The organism is Mesorhizobium loti CJ3sym (assembly GCF_000472785.1).
GTDB lineage: Bacteria > Pseudomonadota > Alphaproteobacteria > Rhizobiales > Rhizobiaceae > Mesorhizobium > Mesorhizobium loti_E.
The window spans coordinates 347,668-374,047 of sequence record NZ_AXAL01000001.1 but is presented as its reverse complement, the minus strand read 5'-3'; the positions used below and the strand labels follow the sequence as shown (position 1 = coordinate 374,047).

The window sequence follows — 26,380 nt, the reverse complement described above, 5'->3', positions numbered from 1 at the left end:
CCAAGACCGCGGGAACAGACTGCTGCCATTGACGCACCCATGCGTCGCCTTTAGCACTTCAGTCCCGCAGGCGCGGGGGAGGGATTCTCTGGCGATGGATTTTGGCGGCGGCGACGAGATCCGCTTCGAGCGGCTGGGCCGGGCCGGCGTCGTCACGCTGACGCGGCCGAAGGCGCTCAATGCCATCACGCACAACATGGTCAACGCGCTCGGCAAGGCGCTCGAAGCCTGGGAAGAGGACGCGAGCATCAACGTCGTCGTCGTCAAGGCCGAGGGCCGGGCGTTTTCCGCCGGCGGCGATATCCTGCAGGTCTACGAGGCTGGCCGTGCCGGCAAGGCGCCGGTCGATTTCTTCGCCGATGAATACAGGCTCAACGCCCGCGTCGCGCGCTTTAAGAAACCCTATGTCGCACTGATCGATGGCATCGTGATGGGCGGCGGCGTCGGCATTTCCTTCCATGGCTCGCACCGCGTAATGACCGAGAATGCGCAGTTCGCCATGCCCGAGGTCGGCATCGGCTTCTTCCCTGACGTCGGCTCCAGCCACCTGCTTCCGGATCTCGGCGGCAGTTTCGGCATGTATCTCGGGCTCACGGGAGCGCGTATCCGTTATGGCGATGCGCTGTGGTCTGGCCTTGCCACGCACACGATCAAGGCCGCCGACCAGGCCGGGCTGCTCGACGAACTGGCAACCAGCAATGACCCGAACGCCGAGTTGCGCGATTTCTTCGTTCCGGCCAAACGCGAGACGGAACGGCAGGATCTGGATTCGATCGCACGCCATTTTTCACAAGGCACGCTTGCCGGCATCATCGCCAGCCTTGAGGACGCAGCCGGCGGCGATGCCTTTGCCGAGAAGACACTGGCAATGATGAGAAGCCGCTCGCCGACCAGCCTTCACGTCGCCTGGCGCGAGATCGGCGCCGGCCAGACGCTGTCGATGGACGACTGCATGAAGATGGAGTTCCGCATTCTCAACCGCATGCTCGCCGGCCATGATTTCTACGAAGGCATCCGTGCCGCCATCATCGACAAGGGCTCGACGCCGCAATGGCGGCCGGCGAAGCTTGATGCGGTGAGCGCGGCCGATATCGATGCCTATTTCGCCCCGCTCGATGAACGGGAGCTCGAACTGTGAGCGAGGTGACGTCGAGACGCATCGTGCTGCAGCCCTCGACGGTCGAGGTGATCTTCGCCTGGTTCCAGCGTGTCATCGCGGGCTACTGCCTGTTGTTCGGCATCCTGTACTGGATCAAGCTGATCGGCTTCTACCCGGGTTCGCTCTGGCGCTTCGACCTGATGCCCGTGCACTGGCAGGTGGCGGCAGTGATGCTCGCCGTGTTTTTCCCCTTTGCCGCGGCTGGGCTGTGGATGCTGGCCTCCTGGGGGCCGGTGATCTGGTTCATCTGCGCGGTCACCGAGACCGTCATGTATGCCGGTTTTCCCGAGCTTTTCGGCCATCGGCTGCTGATCGTCGTCTCGCATGCGGCGGTGGCGCTGCTCTACATCGTCTTTCGCGTCGTCATCTGGCTGCAGAAACGCCCCGTTCGGCACTAAGCCGTTGACGCCATTGACGACTTGGCAAACGCCGGATTTCAGCCCCGCGAGGACTGCCTAAGCCTTTAGGTTAATTATCCTTGCTCGGGTGACCGTTCGTTAAGCCTCTTCCGAAACCTCTTACCGGTAAGCTCTTGTTAGCCCTAGCGTTTAAGTCGAATTTTATGAGTATTCGATAGTGTCGCGATCAAGGTGAAAAACAAAAAATCACCAGGGCGACAAACGAGAGGCAAAGACAATGATCAATTCGCGTCCGGCGGCGAAGACCGCCAACGTTTCCGACGATCGCCGCGAGGCTATCCGTTCCCTGTACATGGAATCGCTGCAGCTCGTCGAGCGGCTGCACCGCCGTCTGCTTGACGTGATCAAGGACGAATTCGACCGCAACGGCCGTTCCGACATCAATGCCATCCAGGCGCTGCTGCTCTTCAACATCGGCAATTCCGAACTGACCGCCGGCGAGCTGCGCTCGCGTGGCTACTATCTCGGCTCGAACGTGTCCTACAATCTGAAGAAGCTGGTCGATCTCGGCTTCATCAATCACCAGCGCTCGCGTATCGACCGCCGTTCGGTCCGCGTTTCGCTAACGCCGAAAGGCAACGAAGTGGCTGATGTGGTCGCCGGTCTCTATGAGCGCCATGTCGGCTCGATTGAACAGGTCGGCGGCATCAACACCGACGAGTTCAAGCAGATGAACCGCGCCTTGCAGCGGCTCGACCGCTTCTGGAACGACACCATTGCATACCGGATGTAAGACCATCCGCATCAGATCTGGCCCGCGCCACAGAAGCGCGGCCGAAACAGCGACCTTCAGTCAGGACCGGTGCCGAAAAGCACCGGTCTTTTCTTTTCGAGCGGACGGCCGAAGCAAATTGCGGGCCAAGGCCACGTTGCCGCCATATTCCAATGGAACCGAGGGTGCCGGTGATGCTGCGGTCAAGGCCGTGTGTTCACCTGGAACCTGTATCGAGCCTCGCGCGTTTGAGGCCCGTCAGATACGGACATGGTTGGCTAATTGTTAAGATTGCCAACTCTAGAGTGCGGGCAAGATCGCCCCTTGATCGAATGCTACAAGAATGTCTGGAACGTCCATGAAAACCAGCCGCCGTCTTTTCCTGTCCGGAGCCTCCGCAATCGCCGCCGCCATGGTGGCCGGCCGTGCGAATGCGCAGGATGTGATCGGGGATATCCTGAAATCCTCCGCGCGCGGCAATTGGGACGACCAGTTCGACGCCCGTGCCAGCGAAGGCGGCAAGGTGGCCTCGACGCTGCCGATCTTCAGCACGCAGACCGTTGCGTTCACGGAGCAGGCGGTCGCGCAATATCAGAACATCGTCGGGCAGGGCGGCTGGGTAGACGTTCCCGCGACCAAGAAACTGCAACTAGGCGTCGATGACCCGGATGTGGTGCCGCTGCGCAAGCGCCTGATGATTGCAGGCGACCTGTCGCAGAGCGCCGGCATTTCGACGGCCTTCGACTCCTATGTCGACTCGGCGGTCAAGCGCTTCCAGCTGCGCCATGGCCTGCCCGCTGACGGCTCGATGGGCAAATACACTTACGCCGCCATGAACGTTTCGGCGCAGATCCGGCTTGGCCAGTTGCAGACCAATCTGCAGCGGCTGAAGGAGAAGGCCGGCACGCTGGGCAGCCGCTATGTGCTCGTCGACATTCCGGCGGCGCAGGTCGAAGCGGTCGAGAACGACCGCGTCGTGCTTCGCCACACCGCGATCGTCGGCAAGATCGATCGCCAGACGCCGATCGTCAATTCCAAGATCAACGAGATCATCGTCAATCCGTACTGGAACGCGCCGGTCTCGATCGTGCGCAAGGACATCATTCCGCTGATGCGGAAGGATCCCAATTATCTTAAGAACAGCCATATCCGCCTGTTCGCGCCGGATGGCAGCGAAGTCGATCCGATGAACGTGGACTGGTCGACCGACGACGCCGCCAAGTACCGGTTCCGCCAGGATCCCGGTTCGGAAAACGCCATGGCGTCGGTCAAGATCAATTTCCCGAGCCCTGATGGCGTCTACATGCACGACACGCCGCAGCAGAGCCTGTTCGGCAAGATGTTGCGCTTTGATTCCTCGGGCTGCGTGCGCGTCCAGAACGTGCGCGACCTCGTCACGTGGATCCTGCGCGACACGCCCGGCTGGGACCGCCAGCATTTCGAGGCGGCGATCAAGACCGGCGAGAACACGCCGATCCAGGTCACCAACCCGGTGCCGGTGCACTTCCTCTATCTGTCGGCCTGGTCGACCGGACCCGGCGTCGTCCAGTTCCGCGACGACGTCTACGCGTTGGATGGTGCCAGCGAGCTGCAGATCACCTCTTCGCTCTAAGCGCCTGATAGTTTTGCGGAAAAGGCGACCCGAAGGGTCGCCTTTTTGTTGGCGGAAGAGGTTAAATAAGCCGCTGGTTGACCAGCCGCGCCACTGCTTGCGCGCGGTTGACTGCGCCGAGCTTGCGCTTGGCATTGTCGACATGGAAGCGCACCGTCGCTTCGGCAATGCCGAGAATGACCGAGATTTCCCAATCCGTCTTGCCCTCGGCGACCAGCGCCAGGCTGTCGCGCTCGCGCACCGTCAGCCGAACGGTGGCGGCCGGCGGTGGTATTGTCAGGCTCATCAGCCGTTCGGTTAGCACGAGGCCGGCCATCTGGATGGCAAAACTCTCGTCTGCCGTGAAGTCGCGTTCGTGGAAGCCGAGATGCAGCGAGGCTATGGCGCCGTCGGCGCCATAGGAGGTGGAGCACAGCGCGTCATTGATCCCGGCCTCGCTGAGCGCCTCCCAATAGACGCCGAATTGCGCGCCGTCGCGCGGGGCAAAGTCGGAGAAACGGTAGCGCGTACGGCTTTCCCGGATCGCGCCCAGCAGCGGGTTGCACTCGAAACAGACATAGTCGAATGCCGGGCTGCCCGGCCAGTTCGCCGGCGCCAGCCGCGTGATGAAGCCGCCGGCCGCCCAATGGCTGGCCGAGGTCAGCGTCGCGGACGGTCTCCGGTAGAGGCGGGTCTGCAGATAGGAAGCGCCAAAGGTCTCCATCGCCGCGAAATATGCGGCGCTTGCCTGCTCCGCTGTTTTCGAAGCGAAGGCCGGTTCGGCATGGACCATGATCCGTGACAGCATCGGTCGCCCTGTTTAGCACGCCATAATATAAGGTCGCATGGGTCGCTCCACGCCGCAAGATGGCTGGGCCGATCTGTCAACCTCCCACTATCGAGAGGTTGATGCGACGACGTCATCGAATATCCAGAAAGGCGCGGTGCCCGGTTCCGGTGGTCTGATCCGCTTGGAGCCGCGCACGTTTCTTTCTCGCGCCTACGCATGCCGACCCTCCGGGTCCGGCGTGGGGCCGGCCCCGGTGCCCCGTTGGCAGCCTTGCGCTGACGCCGGATGCCGGCCTTTACTGAATCGGTCAAGCGTTGCGCCTGTGCGGCTGGACGCAAGAGCGATGATTGCGCATGGTCCGGCAACCAGCCGGAATCGGGCCATGCAAACTGCAATCTTCATTCTCGTCGTGCTCATCTTCGTTGCCGTTTCCGGCGCGCTGGTGCGGCTGGTGCGGGTGCCGCTGCCGGTGCTGCAGATCGCGATAGGTGCCGCTCTTGCCTGGCCGGTGCGCGGGATTCATGTCGAGATCGATCCGGAACTGTTCCTGCTGGTGTTCATTCCGCCGCTGCTGTTCAGCGACGCTTTTGGCGCGCCCAAACGCGAGCTGATGGCATTGCGCGGGCCGATCCTCGACCTTGCCATCGGTCTCGTCTTCTTCACCATCGTCGGCTTCGGCTATGCCTTGCACTGGCTGGTGCCGAGCATTCCGCTGGTCGTTGCGTTCGCACTTGCCGCAGTGCTGTCGCCGACCGATGCGGTGGCCGTTTCCTCGATCGTCGACAGGAATGTCGTTCCGGCACGGCTGATGCACATTCTGGAGGGCGAGTCGCTGCTCAACGATGCGTCGGGTCTGGTGATGTTCCGCTTTGCCGTTGCTGCGGCATTGACGGGTAGTTTCTCGTTCGCCGCCGCCTCGCTGAATTTTCTCTACGCCGTGGCGGTCGGCATCCTGGCCGGCGTGGCGGCATTGTTCGTTGCCGCCAAGGCGCTGCAACTCTTGAACCGCATCGGCGGCGTTCCGGCCGAGGCGCAAGTGCTGATCACCATCCTGCTTCCCTTCATTGCCTATCTCGGCGCCGAGCACTTCGGGGCCTCGGGCATCCTGGCTGCGGTGACCGCCGGTCTGCTGACCGGGAGTACCGGCATATTCCGTTTCCTCGGCGTCTCGGCGCGCATGCAGACGATCTCGCTCTGGACGACGCTTTCCTTCGTCTTCAACGGCGCGCTGTTCATCGTGCTCGGCCTGCAGCTTCCCGAGATCATCCGCAAGGTGCCGCCGGAACTCACCGGCCATTATCCGATCATCCAGCCGGTGCTGACCGTGGTGGCGCTGACCTTATGCCTGATCGCGCTCCGCTTCGTCTGGATCTGGGTCGGCGATATCGCGGCGGCGCTCGCCGCACGGCTCGGCCAGCGTGAGGTCGAGCCGTTCGGTCTGCGCGTGCGGCTCGCCGGTTCGGTGGCGGGTGTGCGCGGTGCCATCACGCTGGCCGGCATATTGTCGCTGCCGCTGGCCTTGCAGGACGGCTCGCCATTTCCCGCGCGCGACCTGGTCATCTTCCTCGCCGCCGGCGTCATCATCTGTTCCCTGGTGATTGCCAGCCTGGCCTTGCCGGTGATCGCGCGCGGGCTGGTCGAACCGGGCGAGGATGCCGGTGCGGCCGAGGAGCGCCGGGCGCGTGTCGGCGCTGCCAATGCGGCAATCGCCCGCATCGAGAGCATGGCGGGCAGCGACGACGGCGACGGCGAGGTGCCCGGCGCCAAACTTGTCGCCGCCGAAAACATCGTCGCCGGCTACCGGCGCCGCATCGCCACCTCCGACGATTCCGATGAAGCCCGAGCCGAGGCGCGCGAGGCCGGGCGGGTGGAGCTCGAAATGCGACTTGCCGGCATCGAGGCCGAGCGCACGGCCGTGCGCGACATGGTCCGCAGTGGCCAGATCAACGACCATACCTCGCGGGCGTTGTTTACCGAGATCACACTCACCGAAGCCTTGCTCAGGGGGCGGCAGGAGCGGAAATAGCCGGTTCTGGCGTGCCTCTGCCGCAAACCGGCCAGCAAATTTCGCGCCGCAAACGTGGCGGGTCGAAAACAACTGTGTTAATGGCGCGGCAATGCAGGTCGCCCAAAAGTGTGCAGCGGTTTTGGGGCAACGATATGCATAAACAAATTGCCCCGAACCGGAGGATTTCAGGCCATGGCAACAGCAGCGGCAGCGTCGAACAAATTCGAATCCTTCTTCGAAACCACGCTGGAAGACGCCGACCCGGAGATTTTCGGCTCAATTCGCAACGAGCTTGGCCGCCAGCGCCATGAGATCGAGCTGATCGCATCGGAAAACATCGTTTCCCGCGCCGTGCTCGAGGCGCAGGGTTCGATCATGACCAACAAATACGCCGAGGGCTATCCGGGCAAGCGCTACTATGGCGGCTGCCAGTTCGTCGACGTGGCAGAGGAACTGGCTATCGAGCGCGCGAAGAAGCTGTTTGGCTGCAATTTCGCCAACGTCCAGCCGAACTCCGGCAGCCAGATGAACCAGGCGGTGTTCCTGGCGCTGCTGCAGCCGGGCGACACGTTCATGGGGCTTGACCTCAATTCCGGTGGTCATCTGACCCACGGCTCGCCGGTCAACATGAGCGGCAAGTGGTTCAAGGTCGTGTCCTATGGCGTGCGCAAGGACGACCATCTGCTCGACATGGACGCGATCGAAAAGACCGCGCATGAGACCAAGCCGAAGCTGATCCTGGCCGGCGGCACCGCCTATTCGCGCATCTGGGACTGGAAGCGTTTTCGCGAGATCGCCGATGCGGTCGGCGCCTATCTGATGGTCGACATGGCGCATATCGCGGGCCTCGTCGCCGGCGGCGTGCATCCCTCGCCACTGCCGCACGCGCATGTGGTGACGACCACCACGCACAAATCGCTGCGCGGCCCGCGCGGCGGCATGATCCTGTGCAACGACGAGGACATCGCCAAGAAGATGAACTCGGCGGTATTCCCCGGCTTGCAGGGTGGCCCGCTGATGCATGTCATTGCCGCCAAGGCAGTCGCCTTCGGCGAGGCGCTGAAGCCAAGCTTCAAGCTCTATGCCGAGAGTGTCGCCGCCAACGCCAAGGCGCTGGCTTCGAGCCTGAAAGAGACGGGCCTCGACATCGTCTCCGGCGGTACCGATAACCATCTGATGCTGGTCGATCTCAGGCCCAAGAACGCCACCGGCAAGCGCGCCGAGGCAGCCCTTGGCCGCGCCAACATCACCTGCAACAAGAACGGCATCCCTTTCGATCCGGAGAAGCCTTTCGTCACCTCGGGCGTGCGTCTCGGCACGCCGGCCGGCACCACGCGCGGCTTCGGCCAGGCCGAGTTCCGCGAGATCGGCAAGCTGATCGCCGAAGTGCTGGACGGCCTCAAGGTTGCCAATTCCGACGAGGGCAACGCCGCTGTCGAGGCAGCGGTCAAGGCCAAGGTCGTGGCGCTGACCGATCGTTTTCCGCTCTATCCTTATCTCGGTTGACCATTCTTATCTTCGGTTGACCGGACGCCAAGCGTCATCTTTATTCGCCGGCGATGCGCCACCCCTGATCGGGTGGCGCATGGAATTGGAGAAAATGATGATGCGTGGTTTTCGTCTTGCCCCACTTGGTGTTGTCGGTTGGCTTGCCTTTTGCGGGTCAGCTCCGGCGCAGACGCAGCCGGCTCCGGACATGCCGGCCATGAGCACCTTCGGCAGATGGACAACCATGGTCGATACGCTCGACACCGGCCAGGATGCACACAAGACCTGCGCGGCTTCGACGGCATTCTTCGATGCGAGTGGCAATTCGGGTACGCTGACGCTGTCGATCTCGACCGGCGATGCGCTGCCTCCGAATGCCTATCCGGCCGTCATGTTCACCGTCGACAACAGGACCCTGCCGACCGGCAAGAAGATCGCGGCGACGTTCGGCGATCCCGGCGTCAAGGTTTCGGCCACGATCTATTCCAACGAAGGTGTCATCGGCCGCCCCAGCTGGACGGTCGACAATCAGGCCAAGACCAGTCTCGCGCTGCTGCGCGCCATGCGCCAGGTCACGTCGCTCGATGTGACCTTCGGCAAGGTGGCTGTCGCCAGCATCCCGATGGACGGTTTCACCAAGGCCTACCGTAACCTCGGAACGTCCTGCGGCTTTCCAACCAAAGACGTTGCGCCGTGAGGCAGGCGACCGGATCGGGATAGGGATTGCGGATGGATATTGTCTGGAAGGGTGTAATCGGCGGGCTGGTGACGGCGCTGATCGCCTGGGCATCCAAGCGAGGCAATGTCCTGCCAGGAATATTGCCACTGGCGCCTACATTCGCCGTCATTGCCCTGCTCGCCGTGGGCGCCAAGGGTGATCCGGGCGGCTTCCGTGATGCCTGCCTTGCCGGCGTAAAGACAATTCCCGCCTATCTTGCCTTCCTCGGTGCCTGCTGGTTGTTCGTCGACAAGGTTGACTATCGCCTGGCTGTCGCCGGCGGCATCGCCGTCTGGCTGGTTGCCGCACTGGCAATCTTCCTCGCGCCTCGCTATCTCTGATGCGGCAGGCCGTCGAGGAACTGCTTCAATCCCGGCCGGAAAGGCTCTAAGCCTTTCGCCTCACCAGATTCGCGAACCCAAGGCTTTTCATGCGCTGTCCCTATTGCCAGTCCGAAGATACGCAGGTGAAGGATTCGCGCCCCGCCGAGGATGGCGCGGCGATCCGCAGGCGGCGTGTCTGCCCCGATTGCGGCGGCCGTTTCACCACCTTCGAGCGCGTCCAGTTGCGCGATCTGGTCGTGGTCAAGAAGTCGGGGCGAAAAGTGCCGTTCGACCGCGACAAGCTGCTGCGCTCGGTCGAGATCGCGGTGCGCAAGCGTAACGTCGACCCCGAGCGCATCGATCGCGCGGTGACCGGCATCGTGCGCCAGCTCGAAAGCTCCGGCGAGACGGAAGTGGCTTCCGGCGAGGTCGGCAAGCTGGTCATGGAGGCGCTGAAGTCGCTCGACGATGTCGCTTATGTCCGCTTTGCCTCGGTCTACCGCAATTTCCGCGAGGCCAAGGATTTCCACGAGCTGCTGGGCGAGTTGAAGGGCGACGAAGAGAAGAGCGAAGAGGAAGCCCGCTGAGCATGGCAGCACCGCAACGCAGCGAGGCTGAACAGGCAGCCCTTGATCGCCGTTTCATGGCTGCGGCGTTGAGACTGTCGCGCAGGAATGCCGGCCGCACCTCGACCAACCCGTCGGTTGGCACGCTGATCGTGCGCGACGACGGCGCGGGGCCGATGATCGTTGGCACCGGTGTCACCGCCATCGGCGGTCGGCCGCATGCCGAGACCGAGGCGCTGGCCGAGGCTGGCGAACTCGCGCGTGGTGCTACGGCTTACGTCACTTTGGAGCCGTGCGCTCATCACGGTCGCACCCCGCCTTGCGCCAACGCGCTGGTCAATGCCGGCATTGCGCGCGTCGTGGGTGCGGCCAGCGATCCCGATCCGCGTGTCTCCGGCAAAGGCTATGCCATCTTGCGCGCCGCCGGCATCGAAGTGGTCGAAAAGGTACTGGCGGGCGAAGCCGCCGAGCAGATGGCCGGTTATCTCATTCGATCGCTTAGCAAGCGCCCAGAAGTGATTCTGAAGCTTGCACTTTCCAGTGATGGCAAGATCGGCAGGGATGGCGCCGGCCAGGTCGCGATTACAGGCGACATTGCGCGGCGCGAAGTCTACCTGATGCGGGCCGAGGCCGATGCCATTCTGGTTGGCATCGGAACGGCGCTGGCAGACGACCCGGCGCTGACGGTTCGTCTGCCGGGATTGGAGAACCGTTCGCCGGCGCGCATCGTGCTCGACCGCCAGATCAGGCTGCCGGAGGCCTCGAAACTGGTCTCGGGCGTGGATCGCGTGCCGCTCTACGTCGCCGCATGCCTGGAGGCCGATCCGCAGCGCCGGGCCGCGCTTGAGCGCGCCGGCGTGCGATTCATCGGCACCGAAACACATGAGGGCGGCGTGGCGCTGCCGGAACTACTCGAGGATCTGGCGGCGCTCGGCATGGCAAGCGTCCTGGTCGAGGGCGGCGCCAAGGTAGCCAGCGCTTTCCTGGCCGATGGACTGGTCGATCGCATCGTGCTGTTCCAGGGACCGGAAGCGATCGGCGAGGACGGCATTGCATCGCCTGTTGACGCTGACCATATCCCGGCTGGATTTCGCAAACTGCGCGAGATGCGGTTCGGCGAAGACAGCTATGCCGAATGGATAAGGGATATCTGATGTTTACGGGAATTGTCACCGACATCGGCACCGTTGCGGCCGTCAAGGCGCTGAGCGAAGGCGTCGGCCTGCGCATCGATACCGCCTACGATCCCGGGACCATCGCCATTGGCGCCTCGATCTCCTGCGGCGGCGTCTGCCTGACGGTCACTGCTTTGCCCGACAGTGGCTCGAACGCGCGCTGGTTCGAGGTCGAGGCGTGGGAAGAAGCCTTGCGGCTGACCACGGCCTCGGGCTGGAAGTCAGGCACGCGGATCAATCTGGAGCGGGCGCTGAGGATCGGCGACGAACTCGGCGGTCACATCGTTTCGGGCCACGTCGACGGCACCGCCGAGATCGTCGAGCGCAAGGATGAGGGCGATGCGGTGCGCTTCACGCTGGAGGCGCCGCGCCATCTGGCGAAATTCATCGCGCCAAAGGGCTCAGTCGCGCTCGACGGCACCTCGCTCACCGTCAACAAGATCGAAGGCAACCGCTTCGACGTGCTGTTGATCCACCACTCGCTGACCGTGACCACCTGGGGCGAGCGCAAGGCCGGCGACCGCGTCAATCTCGAGATCGACACCATGGCCCGCTACGCGGCGCGGCTGGCGGAGGCGGCGAAAGAGGGGCTGTAGCGGTCAAATGTTATATATCCGCGTGCCGTTCCGAAGGCAGCAAATGACCGTCGATCCCAAAACCCTCGTTTATGAAGACGTCAGAGACCTCGATCGCTCGCAGACTTACAAGGACCTTCTCCAAGGTGATGTTATGGATCGGGTCCGGGCGATCCTCAGCATATCACAGCAAGACGATTGGCATTTCGCGCAGGATGTCTGCTTCAAATACGCACGTTCTCCCGACCCGGATATCCGAAACATTTCCATCACAGGATTGGGTCATATCGCGCGCATCCATGGTGCCATCAATATGGGATCAGTCTGGAAACTTGTCGGCAATCTAAGGCACACCGGGCGTGACGATAGTGCCATCGAGGACATGCTCAGCGACATTATGGTCTTTGTCGCGCGGCAAGGGCGTAGGGCGGTTTAGTTCGGCAAGCGCTGCGCTGTCCGGAAATTGGGGCCGGCCCTTCGGACAAAGCTTGCGAATGTGGTCGCTTCGGCCTAAGTCACCGGCAACCCCCGGAGACTTTCATGGCTGGCACATCCCAACACGGCAAAGCCTTCATTCGTCCGAAGGCGAAGGCGCATCTGCTCATTATCGAAGCGCGCTTTCACGACGACCTTGCCGACGCACTGCTCGACGGCGCAACGAGCGCGCTCGATGAAGCGGGCGCGACTTACGACGTCGTCACCGTTCCAGGTTCGCTCGAGATTCCGGCCGTGATCACCTTCGCGCTGGATGGCGCGGCGGAAGGCGGCACGCATTACGACGGTTTTGTTGCGCTCGGCAGCATTATCCGTGGCGACACCTATCACTTCGACATCGTTGCCAATGAATCCAGCCGTGCGCTCATGGACCTGACCGTGCAGGACTCGGTCTGCATCGGCAACGGCATCCTGACCACCGAGAACGACGCGCAGGCGTGGACGCGGGCCAAGCGCTCGGAAGGCGACAAGGGTGGCTTCGCCGCGCGTGCGGCGCTGACCATGATAGCACTCAAGGAACGACTGGGAGCGCGATCGTGAGCGAACCCGCTTCGCCCGGACAGCCGGCCGTGCGTCACGCCAACAAGCGCGGCGCTGCCCGTCTGGCCGCCGTGCAGGCGCTCTATCAGATGGATGTCTCCGGCAGTGGCGTCTTCGAGATCACCGCCGAATACGAAGCCTTTCGCCTTGGCAAGGAGGTCGACGGCGCGCTCTATCGCGAGGCGGATGCCCAGTGGTTCCGCGCCATCCTGGCTGGCGTCGTCGAGGGCCAGAAGAATATCGATCCGATCATTCGCCAGGCGCTGACCGAGGACTGGCCGCTGTCGAGGCTCGATTCCACGTTGCGCGCCATCCTGCGGGCAGGCGTCTATGAACTGATGAAGCGTGAAGACGTGCCGGTGGCGGTCATCGTTTCGGAATATGTCGACATCGCCAAGGCCTTTTACGAGGAAGACGAGCCGAAGCTGGTCAATGCCGTGCTCGACCGCGTGTCACGCCGGGTGCGTGGCGAGGGGCGCGGCAAGGACGCATCGTGACGTCGATCGCCGTCGAGGCGGGCAAGGAGGCGCGGCGCGCCGCGCTGATCCTCGCCGCCTCGCAGGCGATTATCGGCTCGGCCGCCCCCATCGCCATCTCCATGGGCGCACTGGCCGGGCAATATCTGCTCGGTGCCGACAAATCACTGGCGACGGCGCCAATCACCGGCTTCAACATCGGTGTGGCGCTTGGCGCGCTGCCGGCCGCGGCCATCATCCGCAGGCTGGGCCAGCGCGGCGGGTTCATGACCGGAACCGTCATCACCGCCCTTGGCGGCCTGGTCGCCACCCTGGCACTGTTCCACGGCAGCTTCTGGCTGTTCGCCTTTGGGCTGCTCGTTATCGGCGCCGGCGGCGCCTTCGTTCAGCAGTTCCGCTTCGCCGCCGCCGACAACGCGCCGCCGCAGTTCAAGGCACGCGCCATTTCCTTCGTGCTGGCCGGCGGCATCGTCACCGCCATTCTTGGGCCGCAGATCGTCATCTTCACCCGCGAATTGTTCGCGCCGGTGATGTTTGCCGGCTCGTTCATCTCCATCCTGCCGCTGGCCGCGGCCGGCGCCATCATCCTGTCGTTTCTGCGCCTGCCGGCGAAGGCCGGGAGCAAGGTTGACATTTCCGACGGTGATGCGAGGCCCCTGGCCGAAATCGTCGCCAAGCCGCGCTTCGTCGCCGCGCTGTTTTGTGCCGTCGGCAGCTATGCGCTGATGAGCTTTGTCATGACCGGCGCGCCGCTGGCCATGGTCGGCTGCGGCCTGTCGGAAAATGACGCGACGCTCGGCATCTCCTGGCACGTTATGGCGATGTTCGCACCGAGCTTCTTCACCGGCTCGCTGATCCATCGCTTCGGCGCCGAGCGCATTGTCGCCGTCGGTCTGATCCTGCTCATCGGCTGCGCCATTGTCGCCTTGTCGGGCCTGCAGCTGTGGCACTTCTGGACGTCACTGATCCTGCTTGGCCTCGGCTGGAATTTCGGCTTCATCGGTGCAACCGCCATGGTGGCTGCCAGCTACAGGCCGTCGGAAAAGGGCAAGGTGCAGGGCTTTCACGACTTCGTCCTGTTCGGCTCCGTCGCCTGCGCTTCGCTGCTGTCGGGCATGGTCTACAACGCCTGGGGCTGGGAAATGCTGAACTGGATGATCTTTCCGGTCACAGTACTGTGCTTCGTGGCGCTTGGTGCGCTCAAGATGACTGCTTCGCCCAAGGTCAGCACCTGACCCCCAAATCACTCCGACCTGACATGATGTTGTCAGGATTGCTTCGGCCGAATTTGCCGATCTGAAACAAAATTATTGCGCCTCTACCTATTGTTATGAAACCGTGTGCCCCGACTGGCCGTTGAAGCCATGCTCATATGCGGCCACCGCATTCCGGTTCACAGCAAGGGGTTTTCACAATGTTTTCAGTCAAGGTTTTCGCCGGCGCGGCATTGGCGCTCGCCGTCACGGCCGCCTCCGCCAGTGCCCAGGTGGTCGTCTCCTCGAAGATCGACACCGAGGGCGGCGTGCTCGGCAACATCATCCAGTTGGTCCTCAACGCCAACAACATCAAGACCACCGATCGCATCCAGCTGGGTGGCACGCCGGTGGTGCGCAAGGCGATCACCGCCGGCGAGATCGACATCTATCCCGAATACACCGGCAACGCCGCGTTCTTCTTCGAGAAAGCCGATGATCCGGCATGGAAGGATGCCGCCAAGGCCTATGAGACGGCCAAGAAACTCGACTATGACGCCAACAAGATCGTCTGGCTGTCGCCGGCGCCGGCCAACAACACCTGGGCGATCGCACTGCGCAAGGAAGTGACGGATACTAACAAGCTCGTCACGCTGTCGGACTTCGGCAAATACGTCTCGGGCGGCGGCAAGGTCGTGCTGGCGGCTTCCGCCGAGTTCGTCAATTCGGCTGCAGCCCTTCCGGCCTTCCAGACCACCTATGGCTTCACCTTGAAGCCGGACCAGCTGATCACGCTCTCGGGCGGCGACACGGCGGCGACCATCGCCGCGGCCGCCAACCAGACCAGCGGTGCCAACGCCGCCATGGTTTACGGCACCGACGGCGGCATCGCGCCGTCCGGCCTTGTCGTGCTTGAGGACGACAAAGGCGTGCAGCCGGTCTATCAGCCGGCGCCGATCATCCGCGAATCCGTGCTCAAGGAGCACCCGGAGATCGAGACGCTGCTGAAGCCGGTCTTCGCCAAGCTCGATCTCGTCACGCTGCAGGAATTGAACGGCCGCGTGCAGGTCGGTGGTGAGCCGGTCAGGGGCGTCGCCGAGGACTTCCTGAAGAAGAACGGCTTTCTGAAGTAGGACGCTTCCGGCGCGCCGCTTGCGTGGCGCGCCGGAACGACCGACGGGGGAGGGCGTGAATATCCGTTTCGACAAGCTCGGCGTGGTCATTGCCGCGATCGCGGCCTATGCGGCGTTCGTCGCCCCCTTTGCCACGTTCCGCGCCAACCGCATTGTTCCCGGCCAGGCGCGTTCGATTCTCGAAGCGCTGCCGACAGCGACCGGGGCGTTGCTGCTCGTCATCATCGTCGTCGCGGCGCTCATCGCGCTCTTCAAGACACCGCTCGTGTTGCGCCTTGTAGCCAGCGTCGTGGCACTTGTCGCGCTCGCCCTGCTCGTCGGCGTCGCCGGCACATTCCTCACGCCGGCAGGCAACACGTTTGCCAGAATTTCGCCAGCCTTCGGTTTCTGGATACTGATCTTTGCCTTCACGCTTCTGCTCGCTGATGTGCTGACGAGGCTGGAGCTTTCGCCCTGGGCACGCGTCGGCGTGCTGGTGCTGGCCGCGGCGGCGGTCGGTCTTTTGCTGGTGTCGGGAAGCTGGAACGATCTTTCCATCCTCAAGGAATATTTCAACCGCGCCGACAGTTTCTGGGCCGAAGGCTCCAAGCATGTGACGCTCGCGCTCGGCTCGCTGTTTGCCGCGGTGGTCATTGGCCTGCCGCTCGGCATCCTGTGCCATCGTGTCGAGAAGCTGCGGGCCGGTGTGCTGAACGTGCTCAACATCATCCAGACCATTCCCTCGATCGCGCTGTTTGGCCTGCTGATCGCGCCGCTTGGCTGGGTCGCCATTCATGTGCCTGGGGCTGCCGCGCTCGGCATTCGCGGCATCGGCACGGCACCCGCCTTTGTCGCCCTGTTCCTCTATTCGCTGCTGCCGGTGGTGGCCAACACCGTGGTTGGGCTTGCTGGTGTACCCCGCGCGGCCAACGACGCCGCGCGCGGCATGGGCATGACCGACCGCCAGCGCCTGTTCGGCGTCGAGTTTCCGCTGGCCTTTCCGGTGATCCTCACCGGTATTCGCATCGTGCTGGTACAGAATATCGGCCTTGCCACCATCGCCGCGCTCATCGGCGGCGGTGGCTTCGGCGTCTTCGTCTTCCAAGGGGTCGGCCAGACGGCGATGGATCTGGTGCTGCTCGGCGCAGTGCCGACCGTGGCGCTGGCCTTCGCCGCCGCCATCATCCTCGATGCGGTGATCGAGATGACCACCACCAAGCGCAGGGCTGAAACGGCATGATCGAGATCGAAGGCATCACCAAGCGCTATGACACGACCACGGTCGTCGATGACGTCTCTATGGTCATCGAGCCGCGTACAATCGCAGTCATTGTCGGCACATCCGGTTCCGGGAAGACGACGCTGCTGCGCATGATCAATCGGCTGGTCGAGCCAACCGCCGGCATTATCAAGCTCGATGGCGCCGACAATCGTTCCGTGCCCGGTTATGAGCTGCGCCGCAGCATCGGCTATGCCATCCAGGGCCACGGCCTGTTCCCGCATCGCACCGTGGCGCAGAACATCGCCACCGTGCCGGTGTTGCTCGGCTGGGACAAGGACCGCATCAACGCCCGCGTCGACGAGTTGATGACGCTCTACCAGCTCGATCCGCAGGCCTACGGGCCGCGCTATCCGCACGAACTGTCCGGCGGCCAGCAGCAGCGCGTCGGCGTTGCCCGCGCGCTCGCCGCCGAGCCCAATGTGCTGTTGATGGACGAGCCGTTCGGCGCGCTCGACCCGATTATCCGCACCAAGGCCCAGGAAGACCTGCTGGCGATCCAGAAGCGCTTCGGCACCACCATCATCCTCGTCACCCATGACATGGAGGAAGCCGTGCATATGGGCGACAAGATCGCCGTCATGGATGCCGGCAAGCTCGTGCAATACGCCAGACCCGCCGAGCCAGCAATTTCGTCGAGACCCTGGTCGGCGCCAGCGAAAGGCCGTTCCGGCTGTTGTCGCTCGGACGGGTGCGTGACGCGGTGGAGAACGGCACCGCCGAGGGCGAAGCCATCCGCGGCGACGCCAGCCAGCGCGACGCACTGGCCGAGCTATTGTGGTCGGGCCGGCCGGCGCTACCGGTGAAAGGCGCCGACGGCAAGCCGCTCGGCCGCGTCACGGTGGACGGGCTGGTCAAGCGCGCGGCGAGGCCGACATGAAAGCCTGGCTGCCGGCGCTGCTGCGGCTTGCCCTCGTGGTGCTGCTCGTCGCCTTCCTCACCAATCCCGGCTGGTTCGAACCGCTGCTGAAGCCGCTGACAGAAAACAATGCGCCGGTGATCTACAATCAAGGCAGCCTGCTGACGTTGACGGTGCTGCATCTGCGCACCGTTCTGCTCGCCACCGTGGCCGCGACCATCGTGGCTGTTGCGCTTGCCATCCTGGTCACCAGGCCGGCAGGCGCCGAGTTCCTGCCGCTGTCGCGCAGCCTGGTCAATATCGGCCAGACCTTTCCGCCGGTGGCGGTTCTGGCGCTCGCGGTGCCGGCTGTCGGCTTCGGCGAGAAGCCGACTCTGATCGCGCTGTTTCTCTATGGCCTGCTGCCGATCTTCGAGAATACGCTGACCGGGCTGACAACTCTGCCGGCCAATGTCGTCGAGGCAGCGCGCGGCGCCGGCATGACCGGCTGGCAAAGGCTCCTCAAGGTCGAACTGCCGCTCAGCGCGCCGATCATCCTGGGCGGCATCAGGCTTTCGGTGGTCATCGGTCTTGCCACCGCGACCATCGGCTCGACGGTGGCCGCCAAGACGCTGGGCGAAGTGATCATCGCCGGGCTGTTGTCCAACAATCTCGCCTTCATCCTGCAGGGCGGCCTGATCGTGGCGGCACTTGCCGTGCTGATCTATGACGGATTGTCGGCGATCGAGCGCTATACAGCACGGCGCATGGGCAGTGAGGCGGAGTAGTCCCTGGGTAACTGGAGGCCAGTCGGCAAGATCCTCTAGCGTCATTTCAATCGATCTAAATCAAGGCCCATGCCGGCAGGGCTGTGACGGTTTTTGTCTTTTGGGCGAAAGCCGGGCAAAAATCGAACAATATCTTGACGTTCGCAGCCCTGTTTCGCATACACCGCTGCGAAGAGGCGGATTCCGTGCAACGGAATCCGTCTTTGTCTCAACGGCCCAGGGAGGGGTTCTTTTGGGCCAGCAATCGAGGAAAATTCGGCAATGACCATACTTTACGCCGTCATCGCCTGCGGCTTGCTTTCAATCCTTTACGCCATCTGGGCGACACGTTCGGTCCTCGCGGCCGATCAGGGCAATGCACGCATGCAGGAAATCTCCGCCGCCATCCGCGAAGGCGCGCAGGCCTATCTGGCGCGCCAGTACACCACCATCGCCATTGTTGGCGTGGTCGTGCTCGTGCTCGCCTGGTGGCTGCTTTCGATCACCGCCGCGATCGGCTTCCTGATCGGTGCCGTTCTGTCGGGCGCTGCCGGCTTCATCGGCATGCATGTTTCGGTGCGGGCCAATGTGCGCACCGCGCAGGCCGCCTCCAACAGCCTCGCTGCCGGTCTCGACATCGCCTTCAAATCGGGCGCCATCACCGGCATGCTGGTGGCCGGCCTCGCATTGCTCGGCGTTTCGATCTACTACCTCATCCTGACCCACTTCATGGGCCTGCAGCCCAATGACCGCATCGTCATCGACTCGCTGGTCTCGCTCGGTTTCGGCGCCTCGCTGATCTCGATCTTCGCCCGTCTTGGCGGTGGCATCTTCACCAAGGGTGCCGACGTCGGCGGCGATCTGGTCGGCAAGGTCGAGGCCGGTATCCCGGAAGATGATCCGCGCAACCCGGCCACCATCGCCGACAATGTCGGCGACAATGTCGGCGACTGCGCCGGCATGGCCGCCGACCTGTTCGAAACTTACGCAGTGACGGTCGTTGCCACCATGGTGCTCGGCGCCATCTTCTTTGGCGGTACCGCTGTTCTGCAGACTGCGATGCTCTACCCGCTCGCCATCTGCGGCGCCTGCATCCTGACCTCGATCGTCGGCACCTTCTTCGTCAAGCTCGGCTCGAACGGCTCGATCATGGGCGCGCTCTACAAGGGCCTGATCGTCACCGGCCTGCTGTCGATCGTCGGCCTCGGCGTCGCCACGTCCGCCACAGTCGGCTGGGGCGAGATCGGCACCGTTGCCGGCATGATCATCACCGGCAAGAACCTGTTCATTTGCGGCCTGGTCGGCCTTGTCGTAACCGGTCTCATCGTGGTGATCACCGAATACTACACCGGCACCAACAAGCGTCCGGTCAACTCGATCGCCCAGGCCTCGGTGACCGGCCACGGCACCAACGTCATCCAGGGTCTCGCGGTGTCGCTGGAATCGACCGCGCTGCCGGCCATCGTCATCGTCGGCGGCATCATCTCGACATACCAGCTCGCTGGCCTGTTCGGTACGGCGATCGCGGTTACCACCATGCTCGGCCTCGCCGGCATGATCGTCGCGCTCGACGCCTTCGGCCCGGTCACCGACAATGCCGGCGGCATTGCCGAAATGGCCGGCCTTCCCAAGGAAGTGCGCCACTCCACCGACGCGCTCGACGCGGTCGGCAACACCACCAAGGCGGTGACCAAGGGCTATGCCATCGGTTCGGCCGGCCTCGGCGCACTGGTGCTGTTCGCCGCCTATTCGAACGACCTGAAGTTCTTTGCCGCCAACGGCGACAAATATCCCTACTTCCAGGGCATGGGCGAAATCTCCTTCGATCTCTCCAACCCTTACGTCGTCGCTGGCCTGATCTTCGGCGGCCTCATTCCCTATCTGTTCGGCGGCATCGCCATGACGGCCGTCGGCCGCGCGGCGGGCGCCATCGTCGAGGAGGTGCGCAAGCAGTTCCGCGAGGATCCGGGCATCATGGCCGGCACGTCGAAGCCGAACTATGCGCGTGCGGTCGATCTCCTGACCAAGGCTGCGATCCGGGAAATGATCATCCCGTCGCTGCTGCCGGTGCTGGCACCACTCGTCGTCTATTTCGGCGTGCTCTTGATCTCGGGTTCGAAGGCCTCGGCCTTCGCAGCGCTGGGCGCCTCGCTGCTCGGCGTCATCGTCAACGGCCTGTTCGTCGCCATCTCGATGACCTCGGGCGGCGGCGCCTGGGACAACGCGAAGAAGTCCTTCGAGGACGGCTTTGTCGACAAGGACGGCGTCAAGCACCTGAAGGGCTCCGAGGCGCACAAGGCTTCGGTGACCGGCGATACGGTCGGCGATCCCTACAAGGACACCGCCGGTCCTGCGGTCAATCCGGCGATCAAGATCACCAACATCGTCGCGCTCCTGCTTTTGGCCGTGCTGGCGCACGGCTGAGCGACAACGATTGAGTATAAAACCCGCGGGGAGCGATCCTCGCGGGTTTTTCATTGAGACTGCCCGTTTTGGTCGGGCAGGGTGCTTTCAATCGTCCTTGGCGGTCGCGTCTATCCGGCTGCGATAGAGTGTCAGCAACTCTTCTGCGCTCGGCTCGCGTTTCGGCATCGGCGCCAGGCCGCGTATCTCGCGCAGCTTGGCGACGAATGCGCCACGCCTATGTCGGCGACGAAAGGACAGCGCCCTTGGGTGAATACCGAAGGCCACCAGCAATCTGCGCCTGAAATAGGTGTATCTTCTCCAACGAAGCGGGGGCTCAGCCGCGCTGAGAACCCGCACACGCAAGGCGTCCGGTGTGGCCATTGCGTCGATAAGATCCTCTTGTTCCCTCGCCACGTCGTCGACATAGCTGCCCTTGCGCATGCCCGAATGCAGTTTGAGAACGGTCAAATGAGGCATCGTCGCGATGACAGCGCCTTTTTGCCAAGCCCGAAACAGCCAGTCCTGCGATGTTTCGCAGTAGCACTGGCTGGCGGGACGCCAAGGACCCAACCGGTCCAAGGATGTTCTTCGGACCATCTGGGCTGAACCATATCCCGTCGTGATGGCGGGATCGTAGAAGCCGCCTCTGCCATTCCCAAATACCGAATTCCGGGCATGGGTACCTTTCGCGGGTCGCGGTTCAACAACGATGCCGCGCGCGATCACCACATCGGCGCCGGTCGCGTCGATCCATCCCGTGGTCGCGGCGAGATGGTCGGGAAACCAGAGATCGTCTTGATTGAGCAAGGCGACGAAGCGGCCGCGCGACCTGGCAAAGCCGATATTGTTGGGTCCGGATTGCTCGCCGAAATTGACCGGCAGGTCGACATAGACGATGCGCGGGTCGCGAAATTCGGCGATGGTCGCTCCCGTGTCAGGGCGACAGGCATCGCCGATCACCAGAATTTCAAAGTCCTGCAAGGTCTGACCCAGCACGCTGCGCAGTGCTTGTCGCAAGGCGGCAGGCCGGTTGTGGGTTGCAATGACCACCGAGACGAGCGGCACGTTCTGCCCGGCTGTGTCGGAGTGGCCGGATCGTTCCACGCTACACCAGTTTATAGGGGATGTGATCCGTATCCGGCGGCAGGCGCCAATGGTCGGGCGCGTCGTACGCATAGGCCTTGTCGACCAGATTGAGCAGCAGGGCGATCTCCGGTCCCAGCGCCGTCACGCCATGCCATACGCCAGGCGGGATGATGACGATCGCCGGGCGCAAGGCGCCGACGATCTTGTGCCAGACCGTGCCGAAGCTGGGGGAGGCTTTTCGGCCGTCATAGAGCGATATACGCACACTGCCGACACAACAGAAAAGCCGATCCTGCGTCACCTTGTGGGCATGCCAGCCGGTCACCGCACCCGGATACATCGTGCGCTGGAAAACCTGGCCGACAGGCAATTGATCGAGATCCCATTCGTCCCGGAACACCTCGGTCAGATAGCCGTTGGAGGTCGCGACAGGCCTGATTTCCTTGACCCTGACGCCATCGATTGCCGGAGGATCGATGGCAAGCCAGTCTGATGTCACGGTCTGCCGGTCGGGTGTCCCCGTGGCCATCCAGCCATCCGGTGCTACGCGCTCGCCATTAGCCATTTTCAAAACCCCAAAACCCGCCGGATTTGATACGGGCTTGCCCCAACGCTGGCAAGCAGGGTTTGCCTTGGCCAAACAAAAACCCGCGGGATCGCTCCCACGGGTTTTCGGTCGCCTGAGGTGCTGCCGCTTTCCGCGAAGGGAAGCAGGGTCTTATAATCAGGGAGTGCCGCCGGGAATGCTGGGCGCCAGCTTGCTGGCACCGTTGATGATCTGGCTGAGGAAGTTCTGATCCTTGCCGCCAGTCGGCGTGGTGCGCGAGATGAAGTCGAAAATCTTGCCGTCCTTCAAGCCATAATTGGCGATCTGGGTGACGCGACCGTCAGCTCCGAAATAGACCGCCAGCACTTTCTGGTCGACCAGCCTCGGCTTGGCGAAGGCGACATAGCGCTTGCGCGTCTGCGAGATGTAATAAAACGCCTCATTGTCGAAAGTCGCCGTGGTCGACGGCGTGCCAAGAGCCAGAAGCACCTGCTCGCGGCTGGAACCGACGGGCACCGAATCGACTGACTGCTGGTCGATGACGTACCCTTGGGTGATTGTCTCGCTCGGGGTGAGGTCGCCGAACATCTTGCTGGAGTGGCAGGCCGAGAGCGCCGATACGAAGAGCAGCAGCGAGATCGCGCCAGCGGGCCTGGATGTGAAGGTCGACTTGAAATTCAGCGCGCGCAACAACAATTCTCCATTATATCGCCGCAACTTGCGCTGGGCCGCAAAACCGGTAAACCAGCTTGCTTGCCGATGCAACAAGGCCAATTCAACAAACGGTCCCCGGAGACCATCCCCATGTTCCAGCGCCTTTTTGGTCGCGAACGCCACGCCAACCGCACCATCACCGACGCGCTTTACGCACAAATCGTGGCGGCGGCGCGGCAGAGTGTATTTTATTCCCACTGGAATGTGCCGGACACGCCGCTCGGCCGTTTCGAGATGCTTTCGCTGCACATGTTCCTGTTCCAGCATCGCTTGCGCGGCGAGGACGGCGCGGCGCAGGAGGTCGCGCAAGTGCTGATCGACGAGTTCTTCCTCGACGTCGATCATTCGCTGCGGGAACTGGGCATTGGTGATGTCGGCGTGCCCAAACGCATGAAGAAACTGGCGAAGATGTTTTATGGCCGCACCGCCGCCTATGATGATGCGCTGGAAAGAAATGACCATGATGGGCTGACCGCGGCACTTGCCCGCAATGTCCGGCCCGATGCCGGCATATGGCCGCAGGCGCCGCAATTGGCCAGCTATGTCGCCGACGCCTGCCGGCAACTGGCCGCGCAGCCGTCCGAATCAATCGTCTCCGGCACGGTGGCGTTTCCGCTCGCCAGGGAGGCTTGATTGATGAAACATGCTGATACGCAAAGCCCGGTTTCCTTCTTCGCAAACGTCGCCCGGCTGCCGCACAAAGGGTTGCCCGTGGTGATCGAGGCCGACGCCGCCCAGCGTGCGGCGCTCGCCGAGGCGCACGGGCTGCTGTCGGTCGAAGCCTATCGTGCCGAACTTCTGGTGGTCTCCTGGAAGCGCAATGGCGTGAAGGTCAGTGGCCGTGTCGAGGCCGACATCACCCAGGCCTGCATCGTCACCCTCGATCCCGTCCAAGCACATATCGACGAGCCGGTCGAGGCGCTGTTGCTGCCCGAGGATTCCAAGCTGGGGCGGCAGGGATTTGAAGGCGGTGGCGAGATATTGCTCGATGCGGACGGGCCCGACAGTCCCGAAACATTCTCCGGCGACATCATCGATGTGGGGGCGCTGGCCGAACAGTTCTTCGGATTGGCGATCGACCCCTATCCGCGCAGGCCGGGCGCGTCGCTGGATGCCGGCGGCAAGACAGAAGCGGCGGAGAATGAATTTCAGCAAAAACTGCGATCCTTGCTGGGAAAAACCTGAAAACCTCGCCCGCGGTGGAAAAGTCGGTTGTGCGAAAAGCCAAAACCGCTATTTTCGCCGAAACTTTGCGATCGCTAAAGCGACCTGCCGCCCAACCGTGAGATGAATACCGCGTGATCAGGATTTCCATCGATGCCATGGGCGGCGATCACGGACCAGCCGTGGTCATTCCGGCACTCATGACGGTCGCGACCCGCCGTCCCGACATCCGGTTCGTCATCTACGGGCGCGAGGAATTGGTGCGTCCCGAACTGGCCAAGTTTCCCAGATTGGCCGAGGTAAGCGAATTCTTCCACTGCGAGATCGCGGTCAGGATGGACGACAAGCCGAGCCAGGCGCTGCGCCATGGCCGCTGGAAGTCGTCGATGTGGAAGGCGATAGAGGCGGTCAAGTCGGGCGCCGCGGACGCCTGCATCTCCGCCGGCAACACCGGCGCGTTGATGGCGATGTCGAAATTCTGCCTGCGCACCATGGCCACAATCGATCGCCCAGCGATCGCGGCGTTGTGGCCGACATTGCGCGGCGAAAGCGTGGTTCTGGATGTCGGCGCCACCATTGGCGCCGACGCGCACCAGCTCATTGATTTTGCCATTCTCGGCACCGGCATGGCGCGCTCCGTATTCGGCATCGCCCGCCCCACAGTCGGCCTGCTCAATGTCGGCGTGGAAGAGATCAAGGGTCAGGAAGAGGTCAAGGAAGCGGGGCGCATGCTGCGCGAGGCCAACATGGCCTCGATGAGCTATCATGGCTTTGTCGAAGGCGACGATATCGGCAAGGGCACGGTCGACGTGGTGGTGACGGAAGGCTTTGCCGGCAATATCGCGCTGAAGACGGCGGAAGGCACCGCGCGCCAGATCGCAGGGTATCTGCGTGCCGCGATGAGCCGTACCCTGATGGCCAAGATCGGCTATGTCTTTGCCAAAGGCGCCTTTGATCGCCTGCGCGAAAAGATGGATGTCGGCCGTTCCAATGGCGGCGTGTTCCTGGGGCTGAACGGCATTGTCGTCAAAAGCCATGGCGGTGCCGATTCGGACGGTTTCGCCGCCGCGATCGAACTCGGTTACGACATGGTGCGCAACAATCTGCTTGACCGCATCGAGGCCGACCTCGACCTGTTTCATGCGCGCAACCCGCATGCCCTGTCATCTCGGAAATCCGACGTCGCTACCGACGCGAAGGAATAGGAAAGAACTTTGATCAGATCAGTCGTGCGCGGCACCGGCGCCGCGCTGCCCCGCCGCATCATGAAGAATGCCGATTTCGAAGGCATGGTCGAAACCTCGGATGAGTGGATCGCCCAGCGCACCGGCATCCGCCAGCGCCATATCGCGGCCGACGATGAGACCACGGCTTCGCTGGGCGAGGCCGCGGCCCGCGCCGCGCTTGCCAATGCGGGGCTGACGCCTGACGACATCGACCTGATCGTGCTGGCGACGTCGACGCCCAACAACACATTCCCGGCGACCGCGGTCGAGATCCAGAACCGGCTCGGCATGCATCACGGCTTTGCCTTTGACATGCAGGCGGTGTGTTCGGGCTTCGTCTATGCGGTGACGACAGCCGATCTCTACATTCGCGGCGGTCTGGCCAAACGCGTGCTGGTGATCGGCTCGGAAACATTCTCGCGCATTCTCGACTGGAGCGACCGCTCCACCTGCGTGCTGTTCGGCGACGGCGCCGGCGCCCTGGTCCTGGAAGCAGGCGAGGGGACAGGCACGATCGCCGATCGCGGCGTCCTGGCGGCCAGCCTGCGCTCCGACGGCGCGCACAAGGACAAGCTTTTTGTCGACGGCGGACCGTCGACGACGGGAACGGTCGGCCACCTCAGGATGGAGGGTCGCGAAGTCTTCAAGCACGCGGTCGGCATGATCACCGACGTTATCGAGGCGACATTCTCACAGGCCGGTATTACCGCCGACGATCTCGACTGGTTCGTGCCGCACCAGGCCAATAAACGAATTATTGACGCTTCGGCCAAGAAGCTCGGGATTGCCGAACAAAAGGTGGTGGTTACGGTCGATTTGCACGGTAACACCTCGGCTGCTTCCGTGCCGCTGGCGCTGTCGGTCGCCGTTGCCGATGGCCGCATCAAGAAGGGCGACCTTGTCCTTCTGGAAGCGATGGGCGGCGGCTTCACCTGGGGCGCGGTCCTGGTTCGCTGGTAAGTGCCGAACGGTCTGGTTTCGGTCCTTGACCTTGCCGGATCAATTACTTAGGC

General features: G+C 63.1%; 28 protein-coding genes and 1 pseudogene. 24 read left to right on the top strand and 5 right to left on the bottom strand.

The window, feature by feature from the left end; translation table 11 throughout:
* The first annotated feature begins 94 nt into the window (after positions 1-94).
* The 4 genes from A3A9_RS0102090 (at position 95) to A3A9_RS0102075 (ending at position 3,902) form a co-directional block, all read left to right on the top strand.
* Positions 95-1,138 carry an enoyl-CoA hydratase/isomerase family protein gene (locus A3A9_RS0102090; RefSeq protein WP_027057298.1) on the top strand — a complete coding sequence of 348 codons (1,044 nt, stop codon included), beginning with the start codon at positions 95-97 and terminating at the stop codon, positions 1,136-1,138.
* Positions 1,135-1,557 (top strand): DUF6163 family protein, encoded by a 423-nt coding sequence (locus A3A9_RS0102085; RefSeq protein WP_027028506.1) that lies wholly within the window; start codon positions 1,135-1,137, stop codon positions 1,555-1,557. The genes A3A9_RS0102090 and A3A9_RS0102085 overlap by 4 nt, the downstream gene beginning before the upstream one ends.
* A 238-nt stretch (positions 1,558-1,795) precedes the next feature.
* Entirely contained in the window at positions 1,796-2,311 is a 516-nt protein-coding gene (gene ldtR, locus A3A9_RS0102080) for a transcriptional regulator LdtR (protein ID WP_013896002.1), read from the top strand.
* Between the two features lie 337 nt (positions 2,312-2,648).
* Positions 2,649-3,902, top strand: coding sequence for a L,D-transpeptidase family protein (locus tag A3A9_RS0102075; protein ID WP_027057297.1), 1,254 nt, complete (start codon positions 2,649-2,651; stop codon positions 3,900-3,902).
* Between the two features lie 61 nt (positions 3,903-3,963).
* Here the strand turns inward: A3A9_RS0102075 and A3A9_RS46250 are convergent, their stop codons facing one another.
* Entirely contained in the window at positions 3,964-4,689 is a 726-nt protein-coding gene (locus A3A9_RS46250) for a helix-turn-helix transcriptional regulator (protein WP_027057296.1), read from the bottom strand.
* Between the two features lie 364 nt (positions 4,690-5,053).
* Between A3A9_RS46250 and A3A9_RS0102065 the strand changes: the two genes are divergently transcribed.
* The 15 genes and pseudogenes from A3A9_RS0102065 (at position 5,054) to A3A9_RS0101995 (ending at position 18,245) form a co-directional block, all read left to right on the top strand.
* Positions 5,054-6,697 (top strand): Na+/H+ antiporter, encoded by a 1,644-nt coding sequence (locus A3A9_RS0102065; RefSeq protein ID WP_027057295.1) that lies wholly within the window; start codon positions 5,054-5,056, stop codon positions 6,695-6,697.
* Between the two features lie 174 nt (positions 6,698-6,871).
* Complete coding sequence (gene glyA / locus A3A9_RS0102060; RefSeq protein ID WP_023669349.1) at positions 6,872-8,185, top strand: serine hydroxymethyltransferase; 1,314 nt, start codon at positions 6,872-6,874, stop codon at positions 8,183-8,185.
* Between the two features lie 199 nt (positions 8,186-8,384).
* Entirely contained in the window at positions 8,385-8,864 is a 480-nt protein-coding gene (locus tag A3A9_RS0102055) for a hypothetical protein (RefSeq protein WP_245278958.1), read from the top strand.
* 32 nt (positions 8,865-8,896) lie between these two features.
* The gene (locus A3A9_RS0102050; protein ID WP_027028511.1) at positions 8,897-9,226 is read left to right on the top strand and encodes a GlpM family protein; all 330 of its coding nucleotides are present in this window, start codon (positions 8,897-8,899) and stop codon (positions 9,224-9,226) included.
* A gap of 89 nt (positions 9,227-9,315) precedes the next feature.
* Positions 9,316-9,795: a transcriptional regulator NrdR gene (nrdR, locus tag A3A9_RS0102045; protein WP_027057293.1), complete on the top strand. Its 480-nt coding sequence runs from the start codon at positions 9,316-9,318 to the stop codon at positions 9,793-9,795.
* Positions 9,796-9,797: 2 nt separating this feature from the next.
* Positions 9,798-10,928, top strand: a complete 1,131-nt coding sequence (gene ribD, locus A3A9_RS0102040; RefSeq protein WP_027057292.1) for a bifunctional diaminohydroxyphosphoribosylaminopyrimidine deaminase/5-amino-6-(5-phosphoribosylamino)uracil reductase RibD — start codon at positions 9,798-9,800, stop codon at positions 10,926-10,928.
* Positions 10,928-11,545 carry a riboflavin synthase gene (locus A3A9_RS0102035; protein ID WP_027057291.1) on the top strand — a complete coding sequence of 206 codons (618 nt, stop codon included), beginning with the start codon at positions 10,928-10,930 and terminating at the stop codon, positions 11,543-11,545. The genes ribD and A3A9_RS0102035 overlap by 1 nt, the downstream gene beginning before the upstream one ends.
* A 43-nt stretch (positions 11,546-11,588) precedes the next feature.
* The gene (locus A3A9_RS38085) at positions 11,589-11,960 is read left to right on the top strand and encodes a hypothetical protein (protein ID WP_033838261.1); all 372 of its coding nucleotides are present in this window, start codon (positions 11,589-11,591) and stop codon (positions 11,958-11,960) included.
* Between the two features lie 104 nt (positions 11,961-12,064).
* Positions 12,065-12,559, top strand: coding sequence for a 6,7-dimethyl-8-ribityllumazine synthase (ribH, locus tag A3A9_RS0102025; RefSeq protein WP_027057290.1), 495 nt, complete (start codon positions 12,065-12,067; stop codon positions 12,557-12,559).
* Positions 12,556-13,056, top strand: coding sequence for a transcription antitermination factor NusB (gene nusB / locus A3A9_RS0102020; RefSeq protein WP_027057289.1), 501 nt, complete (start codon positions 12,556-12,558; stop codon positions 13,054-13,056). The genes ribH and nusB overlap by 4 nt, the downstream gene beginning before the upstream one ends.
* A complete protein-coding gene (locus tag A3A9_RS0102015) occupies positions 13,053-14,270 on the top strand; it encodes an MFS transporter (RefSeq protein ID WP_027057288.1) in 1,218 nt (405 codons plus the stop codon). Before nusB ends, A3A9_RS0102015 begins: the two co-directional genes overlap by 4 nt.
* A 179-nt stretch (positions 14,271-14,449) precedes the next feature.
* Complete coding sequence (gene osmF, locus A3A9_RS0102010; protein ID WP_027057287.1) at positions 14,450-15,361, top strand: glycine betaine ABC transporter substrate-binding protein OsmF; 912 nt, start codon at positions 14,450-14,452, stop codon at positions 15,359-15,361.
* Between the two features lie 55 nt (positions 15,362-15,416).
* Positions 15,417-16,580 (top strand): ABC transporter permease, encoded by a 1,164-nt coding sequence (locus A3A9_RS0102005; RefSeq protein WP_027057286.1) that lies wholly within the window; start codon positions 15,417-15,419, stop codon positions 16,578-16,580.
* Positions 16,577-17,499 (top strand): annotated as a pseudogene (locus A3A9_RS41045) (ABC transporter ATP-binding protein). The gene A3A9_RS0102005 and the pseudogene A3A9_RS41045 overlap by 4 nt, the downstream one beginning before the upstream one ends.
* Positions 17,496-18,245, top strand: a complete 750-nt coding sequence (locus tag A3A9_RS0101995; RefSeq protein WP_027057285.1) for an ABC transporter permease — start codon at positions 17,496-17,498, stop codon at positions 18,243-18,245. Before A3A9_RS41045 ends, A3A9_RS0101995 begins: the two are co-directional and overlap by 4 nt.
* 41 nt (positions 18,246-18,286) lie before the next feature.
* On the opposite strand, the gene A3A9_RS43795 is transcribed toward A3A9_RS0101995, so the two are convergent.
* A complete protein-coding gene (locus tag A3A9_RS43795; protein ID WP_152536039.1) occupies positions 18,287-18,514 on the bottom strand; it encodes a hypothetical protein in 228 nt (75 codons plus the stop codon).
* On the opposite strand from A3A9_RS43795, the gene A3A9_RS0101990 reads away from it, so the two are divergent.
* Complete coding sequence (locus tag A3A9_RS0101990; protein ID WP_027057284.1) at positions 18,507-20,648, top strand: sodium-translocating pyrophosphatase; 2,142 nt, start codon at positions 18,507-18,509, stop codon at positions 20,646-20,648. The genes A3A9_RS43795 and A3A9_RS0101990 overlap by 8 nt on opposite strands.
* 87 nt (positions 20,649-20,735) lie before the next feature.
* Here the strand turns inward: A3A9_RS0101990 and A3A9_RS0101985 are convergent, their stop codons facing one another.
* The 3 genes from A3A9_RS0101985 to A3A9_RS0101975 form a co-directional block, all read right to left on the bottom strand.
* Positions 20,736-21,734: a glycosyltransferase family 2 protein gene (locus A3A9_RS0101985; RefSeq protein ID WP_027057283.1), complete on the bottom strand. Its 999-nt coding sequence runs from the start codon at positions 21,732-21,734 to the stop codon at positions 20,736-20,738.
* 1 nt (position 21,735) lies between these two features.
* Positions 21,736-22,245, bottom strand: coding sequence for a dTDP-4-dehydrorhamnose 3,5-epimerase family protein (locus A3A9_RS0101980; protein WP_027057282.1), 510 nt, complete (start codon positions 22,243-22,245; stop codon positions 21,736-21,738).
* A 195-nt stretch (positions 22,246-22,440) separates the two neighbouring features.
* Positions 22,441-22,953: an outer membrane protein assembly factor BamE gene (locus A3A9_RS0101975; protein WP_027057281.1), complete on the bottom strand. Its 513-nt coding sequence runs from the start codon at positions 22,951-22,953 to the stop codon at positions 22,441-22,443.
* Positions 22,954-23,067: 114 nt separating this feature from the next.
* On the opposite strand from A3A9_RS0101975, the gene A3A9_RS0101970 reads away from it, so the two are divergent.
* The 4 genes from A3A9_RS0101970 (at position 23,068) to A3A9_RS0101955 (ending at position 26,327) form a co-directional block, all read left to right on the top strand.
* Positions 23,068-23,610 (top strand): ubiquinol-cytochrome C chaperone family protein, encoded by a 543-nt coding sequence (locus tag A3A9_RS0101970; protein ID WP_027057280.1) that lies wholly within the window; start codon positions 23,068-23,070, stop codon positions 23,608-23,610.
* Positions 23,611-23,613: 3 nt separating this feature from the next.
* Entirely contained in the window at positions 23,614-24,162 is a 549-nt protein-coding gene (locus tag A3A9_RS0101965; RefSeq protein WP_027057279.1) for a YceD family protein, read from the top strand.
* Between the two features lie 113 nt (positions 24,163-24,275).
* Entirely contained in the window at positions 24,276-25,346 is a 1,071-nt protein-coding gene (gene plsX, locus A3A9_RS0101960; protein ID WP_027057278.1) for a phosphate acyltransferase PlsX, read from the top strand.
* A gap of 9 nt (positions 25,347-25,355) precedes the next feature.
* Positions 25,356-26,327, top strand: coding sequence for a beta-ketoacyl-ACP synthase III (locus A3A9_RS0101955; protein WP_027057277.1), 972 nt, complete (start codon positions 25,356-25,358; stop codon positions 26,325-26,327).
* The last annotated feature ends 53 nt before the right edge of the window (positions 26,328-26,380 follow it).

Bases quoted from the DNA above. Each gene is read 5' to 3' on its own strand.
- A3A9_RS43795 (WP_152536039.1), bottom strand. From the start codon at position 18,514: ATGGTCATTGCCGAATTTTCCTCGATTGCTGGCCCAAAAGAACCCCTC.
- A3A9_RS0101970 (WP_027057280.1), top strand. From the start codon at position 23,068: ATGTTCCAGCGCCTTTTTGGTCGCGAACGCCACGCCAACCGCACCATC.
- A3A9_RS0102055 (WP_245278958.1), top strand. From the start codon at position 8,385: ATGAGCACCTTCGGCAGATGGACAACCATGGTCGATACGCTCGACACC.
- A3A9_RS0102065 (WP_027057295.1), top strand. From the start codon at position 5,054: ATGCAAACTGCAATCTTCATTCTCGTCGTGCTCATCTTCGTTGCCGTT.
- ribH (WP_027057290.1), top strand. From the start codon at position 12,065: ATGGCTGGCACATCCCAACACGGCAAAGCCTTCATTCGTCCGAAGGCG.
- A3A9_RS46250 (WP_027057296.1), bottom strand. From the start codon at position 4,689: ATGCTGTCACGGATCATGGTCCATGCCGAACCGGCCTTCGCTTCGAAA.
- A3A9_RS0101995 (WP_027057285.1), top strand. From the start codon at position 17,496: ATGAAAGCCTGGCTGCCGGCGCTGCTGCGGCTTGCCCTCGTGGTGCTG.
- ribD (WP_027057292.1), top strand. From the start codon at position 9,798: ATGGCAGCACCGCAACGCAGCGAGGCTGAACAGGCAGCCCTTGATCGC.
- A3A9_RS0102090 (WP_027057298.1), top strand. From the start codon at position 95: ATGGATTTTGGCGGCGGCGACGAGATCCGCTTCGAGCGGCTGGGCCGG.
- A3A9_RS0101980 (WP_027057282.1), bottom strand. From the start codon at position 22,245: ATGGCCACGGGGACACCCGACCGGCAGACCGTGACATCAGACTGGCTT.
- A3A9_RS0101965 (WP_027057279.1), top strand. From the start codon at position 23,614: ATGAAACATGCTGATACGCAAAGCCCGGTTTCCTTCTTCGCAAACGTC.
- nrdR (WP_027057293.1), top strand. From the start codon at position 9,316: ATGCGCTGTCCCTATTGCCAGTCCGAAGATACGCAGGTGAAGGATTCG.
- osmF (WP_027057287.1), top strand. From the start codon at position 14,450: ATGTTTTCAGTCAAGGTTTTCGCCGGCGCGGCATTGGCGCTCGCCGTC.
- A3A9_RS0102035 (WP_027057291.1), top strand. From the start codon at position 10,928: ATGTTTACGGGAATTGTCACCGACATCGGCACCGTTGCGGCCGTCAAG.
- ldtR (WP_013896002.1), top strand. From the start codon at position 1,796: ATGATCAATTCGCGTCCGGCGGCGAAGACCGCCAACGTTTCCGACGAT.
- glyA (WP_023669349.1), top strand. From the start codon at position 6,872: ATGGCAACAGCAGCGGCAGCGTCGAACAAATTCGAATCCTTCTTCGAA.
- A3A9_RS0101990 (WP_027057284.1), top strand. From the start codon at position 18,507: ATGACCATACTTTACGCCGTCATCGCCTGCGGCTTGCTTTCAATCCTT.
- A3A9_RS0102050 (WP_027028511.1), top strand. From the start codon at position 8,897: ATGGATATTGTCTGGAAGGGTGTAATCGGCGGGCTGGTGACGGCGCTG.
- A3A9_RS0102075 (WP_027057297.1), top strand. From the start codon at position 2,649: ATGAAAACCAGCCGCCGTCTTTTCCTGTCCGGAGCCTCCGCAATCGCC.
- A3A9_RS38085 (WP_033838261.1), top strand. From the start codon at position 11,589: ATGACCGTCGATCCCAAAACCCTCGTTTATGAAGACGTCAGAGACCTC.